This window comes from Arsenicibacter sp. R0_47, from assembly GCF_057652235.1.
In genome coordinates, this window is sequence record NZ_JBYFCJ010000073.1 from 1 (window position 1) to 4,694 (window position 4,694).

A 4,694-nucleotide genomic window follows, 5' to 3' on the forward strand; every position below is an offset into this window, starting at 1 on the left:
AGGGAATAAGTTAGCGTAGGTGGGGTTTTGGGCTTTGTAATTATCAATCTGATTGCGGTAAAAATCGCGTTCTTTGGCTACTTCGAGGGCTTGTTTATAGATGACTGATTCTTGGTTTTGATACCAGGAGTAGGCCGAAAAAGCACCGGCAAGGATGAGGATAATAGTATAGGCCAGGAAGGGTTTCCAGTTAGTAAAGCCGTAGAAATCGCCCTGAATGGTAATCTTGGCGGGGATGCGTTCGCGTTCGGCTTTGATTTGGTTGATGATCTCGGCTCCTGCTGCCTGCACTTGCTTTACATCGGGTAAGCCTTGTACTAAGGGGGGAAGGACGTATTTGGCGAAAGCTTGGGGGTCTAGGTTGTATTGTGCTGTTGGGCGCTCAGCAAGTGCCTTTTTGATGTCTGTGGCTAATTCCTGCTTTAGTTTTTGGTACTGCTGGGTATTGGCATCGCTGGTATTTTTGATAGCTTCGACCTTTTCTAGGGCGTTGGCTATTCGGTTCATTAATTCTTCCATGCTGTTAGTAGCCTAAGCCTTTCGGCCGGTCTTGTTTTGGGGTTTGTTGTTTGATTTGCTGTTCGTTTGTTTTCTCCTGTTGTCGTTTTTGATCCCGTTGTTTCATCAGGTCGGCTAATTGACTAAATGCCTTTTCCTGTTCCCGTTGCTTCATGAAGTCGGCCAACTGGCTAAATCCTTTGGCAAAGTCGTTTTGCTGGCTTTGCTGGCGACTGTTGGCCCGTTCTCTGGCCTGTTGTGCGTGAAGGGTGTTGGTTTGACTGCGGGCCTGTTTATGGCCTTGCAGGGTATGGTAATTGTGTCGGGTTCGTTCGGCTCTGGCAATACGGCGTTCCTGTTGCCGTTGCTGTTCCATTTGACGTTCCCGGTTTAGCTCGATCTGGGCGTGTATTTTACTGCCGGTGTACTGGCGGTCTATTTCGCTGGCTTTGAAAGCATGGTCGCCTGTTTTGAAGCTCATACCCTGCCCGTTTTTCTGAACGGTGGTTTGAATGCCCTGTTGGGTAAGTGCTTTTTTGAGGCCGTCTAAGCTGGTTGCCTGGCTAACCTCTTTGGTTAATGCTTCATAGATTTTGTACCGGGCCTGATCGTGACCGGGCAGGCGTTCGGTGGTTGTTCGGGTGAGGTCTTTTTTCTTTTCGGCGGCTATTGTCAGGCCGTATTCCTGAGCGATGGCGCGGGTGGCCTCATGGCTACGTTTATAATTGTGCGCGTCGCTGATGGTTTTCCCGTTGTAGTCAACCCGATTATAGACCAAATGAAAATGCTCATGGCCTCGATCACTATGGCGGATTAGGGCCCATTGGGTTTGATCCGGGTCTATTCCCATTTTCTCCATGAATTCCCGGGCGTGTTGGGTCATGGCCTGATTAGTGGCTTTATGGCTGTCCTGCGGGTGGTAGCTGACCGAAACGTGACCAACGGCATTGCCCAGATCGGGGTTTAGCCACCGATGGCGGTTAAAGTCCTTGATCATGTCTTCTTTGTTGGGCCGGATGCCGTTGTAGTCGAGTAACTCGGCGCGTTTATCGGTCAGCTCCTCTTTGTGGCCTTCGTAGAGGTAGCGGATGGTGCCGCCGAAGCTGCGGCCGGTGTTAACTTTTGCGATCATAGCGGCTGATGATTTGTCGGAGTTCATTAGCTAGTTCGTCGGCTCTGGTGGCGACAGCTGCATAGCCTTGGGCGTTGGCCTGTGCGGCAAGCTGGTTGAGGTTACGGGCCATGCCGGCTAGTTGAAACAGGGCCTTTCGCTCTTCCTCGCCTAGTCCTGTTGCGGGCTGGCGGTAGCGGATCAATTGCCGGATGATGCCGGCTAAGTTTCGATTGCCGGCGTAGGCTTTTAGCTGGTTGTACTCTACATCGGTGAAGGCTACTTCAACCCGTTTAGTACGTTTGTCAGTCTCGGATTTAGGGGGTCTTCCCATTGCGTTTATGTCGTTGTAAGCGGTAGCGGTGACCTCGTAGAGCAAGCGTAGGGAGCCGATAGGCGACCGGGTTTTGGCCCGGCCAAAACATAGCTTGCTCTTTTTTTCTTGATAAATTAGCACAACGCGCATATTTTTTCCAAGGTTTTTTCGGCTGTTGGCTAAAAAATAAACCGAAAAAGCCCGCTTTGTGGGCGGGCTTTTTGGATGATATGTTGGAATCAGATTACCTTGCACTCGCCAAAGTTTAGAGTACCCTGTTCCTATGTCACAAAGCTACGATGAACCGCTGTATAAGCGCGCTCGTTCGAAATTTATTTCGATAAAATTTTCCATTTATCTTCTCAAAGGGAACCCTGTTTCTCCCTTGGTCAAGTCGTATTGGTCAACTTATCACTGTTGCCACGAGTTGGTGGTGAATAATGCCGGTAATCTGATTGGTAAGTATTGTAAGGCTCGTTGGTGCCTGACGTGTAACCGTATCCGGACGGCGTTGATTATCCTTGGGTATGGCCCCCAGCTTAGGAATTTACAAGATCTTCAATTTATGACGTTGACAGCAGCCACCTGTACGAAGGAAGAGTTACCAGAACGTATTAATCTCTTTCAGAAAATTTGGGCTTCCATTTTGCATCGAAATCGGAATGACTGTCAGTTGGGCCGTGGTCGTGTCTTAATCGGGTTGAGGAAATGCGAGTGCACTGGTCGTCCTGATGGTATGTATCACTACCATTTTCATTTGCTCATTGAAGGGTTGGAGAATGCAGAATGGGTATTAGGACAGTGGAAAAAGCGGGTTGTGGCAGCCGGATTGAAGATTAGTGATTCGGCTCAGGATATTCGTGCTGCGGATGAAGATAGCTTGATGGAATTAGCCAAGTACTCGACTAAGATTGTCACCAAACAAAAGGGGAAGGATGATTATTTAGCTACCTCGGAGCAACTTGACTGGATCTTTCAGTGTCTGCGGGGTCGGCGGACTTATCAGCCATTTGGTGGGTTATCGATGGTCGAAGAAGAATTTGAAGATGAGGACCTGATTGGGCAACAATTGCCGGGGGGATTTGAAGGACGGGTATGGCAATGGATAAACCGAGATTGGGTTAGCGAATATGGGGAGTTATTGACTGGGTTTGTACCAAGTGAATCTGAAGAGAGATTGTATCATGAGGTTAGATAAGTGTAACTTCAAAAATTTTTGTTGTTGTCTGTTACTTTTTGTGGTTGTGAGGTATTAACCATTGTATCGTATGTATATGGAGTAATATTGTTTCCGTATATTGAAAACATTTACATATGATACTTTTTATTCCATAACCTTAAATTTGTTATATTATGAAGAGCAAATTATTACTTGTAATGAGTTTATTTTTCCTTTTAAGTACGCTATCGTGTTCTGAGAAGGATGTTAGTTTTGATTTAATTAAAAAGATTAGAACTGACCAAGCGTTTAGAAATCTTTGGAATTCTAATATTAAATTTCAGAGTGATGTTCAAAATAAAAATATAGCATTTTTGGTTAAGGATAGGAATGATGCTTTAGTTTGGGAAAGTAAAATTAGGAATGCTAAAAACGAATCTGATTCTAGAGTTTTATTAGATCAGGTATGTACTAATTCTCAATTACTGATTAACTTTTATTCAGATTTTTCAAAAAACTTGTCGGTATTAAAAAATAGTTTACCTGAGTTGAAGAAAATGAGTAATGAAGAATTTGTATCAGTAGTTAAAGATTCGTTTAAAGAAGAGAGAGATGAAAACTTGAAGATGGCAAAAGTTGCTTTGGTGGGTGATTGTTACGGTGGTTGCAGCGAGGCGCTTAATATTGCTTTAGACTATGCGAATAATGCACTTGTAGTTGCCACTATAGGATGTGGTTTATTATCTGCAGGTGTTGTTACTGGTATAATGTGCGGTATAGGAGCAACATTTACTTATGGATTTGCTGTTAATGCTGCTATTGATACATTTGGAACATGTTGGAAAACTTGCACTCCAGTAGAAGGATAATTTTAAAATCTTACATGTCTTATGAAATCAATCACATCTAAGCAGCTAGATTTATTGCAAAATTTAGCTCTTGTATTTGTTGTTATTGGAGGCCAAGTATCGATTAGTTTTCTTAACTTGGGTTATTTAGGATTGTGGATCCAGATTTTTCTTATTGTATTGATTACTGGATTTGTCATTTATCATTTATGGATTAATAAAAATTTTGAAGAAATTCGAAATAAAGCAATCCGTACATTTTTTTTGTGTGTATGCATGTTCGCTATTTATTGGAGTATTGATAATTTTTTTGTTAAAAAAAGAGTCAGTGAAATACAGAGTACTACTGTCTCTAAGTAAATTTTCATGAGGAACGATATTTAAAAAGGCCATTGAAATTTCAGTGGCCTTTTTTCGTTAACGAACACAAGTAGCAGCAACGAACCCTTAGACGCTTTTTTTAACCATAAAGCGAGTGAACACAAGAGCAGTAGCCAAAAAATACAACCCGAAGAATGAGGGTGGAGATTTTTTGGCTACTGGCGTAGCGCACTCTTGGGGGCAGTTGCTTTATGGTTAGATCTTTGTGTCTAAGGTGCGTTGTTGCGGTATTGAGGTGTTAAGGTTGATTCTGGGGCTTAGTTTGATTCTCTGTTTTTTGCCAGAAACCTCCGTCGTCGTAATCAGGGAATAAGTTAGCGTAGGTGGGGTTTTGGGCTTTGTAATTATCAATCTGATTGCGGTAAAAATCGCGTTCTTTGG

6 protein-coding genes are annotated in these 4,694 nt (G+C 43.6%); 3 read left to right on the plus strand and 3 right to left on the minus strand.

Going from position 1 to position 4,694, the window contains the following annotated elements:
* The 3 genes from AC23NW_RS35805 to mobC form a co-directional block, all read right to left on the minus strand.
* A partial coding sequence (locus AC23NW_RS35805; protein WP_487455456.1) for a hypothetical protein occupies positions 1-519 on the minus strand: 519 nt, incomplete at its 3' end.
* 4 nt (positions 520-523) lie between these two features.
* Positions 524-1,630: a relaxase/mobilization nuclease domain-containing protein gene (locus AC23NW_RS35810; protein WP_487455458.1), complete on the minus strand. Its 1,107-nt coding sequence runs from the start codon at positions 1,628-1,630 to the stop codon at positions 524-526.
* Positions 1,614-1,943 carry a plasmid mobilization relaxosome protein MobC gene (mobC, locus tag AC23NW_RS35815; protein ID WP_487455459.1) on the minus strand — a complete coding sequence of 110 codons (330 nt, stop codon included), beginning with the start codon at positions 1,941-1,943 and terminating at the stop codon, positions 1,614-1,616. The genes AC23NW_RS35810 and mobC overlap by 17 nt, the downstream gene beginning before the upstream one ends.
* A gap of 265 nt (positions 1,944-2,208) precedes the next feature.
* Here mobC and AC23NW_RS35820 point away from each other — a divergent pair, with 265 nt between their 5' ends.
* The 3 genes from AC23NW_RS35820 (at position 2,209) to AC23NW_RS35830 (ending at position 4,292) form a co-directional block, all read left to right on the plus strand.
* Complete coding sequence (locus tag AC23NW_RS35820) at positions 2,209-3,123, plus strand: rep family protein (RefSeq protein WP_487455461.1); 915 nt, start codon at positions 2,209-2,211, stop codon at positions 3,121-3,123.
* Between the two features lie 155 nt (positions 3,124-3,278).
* On the plus strand, positions 3,279-3,953 hold the full coding sequence (locus AC23NW_RS35825) for a hypothetical protein (protein ID WP_487455463.1): 675 nt from the start codon (positions 3,279-3,281) through the stop codon (positions 3,951-3,953).
* Positions 3,954-3,974: 21 nt separating this feature from the next.
* Complete coding sequence (locus AC23NW_RS35830; RefSeq protein ID WP_487455465.1) at positions 3,975-4,292, plus strand: hypothetical protein; 318 nt, start codon at positions 3,975-3,977, stop codon at positions 4,290-4,292.
* Positions 4,293-4,694: the final 402 nt, after the last annotated feature.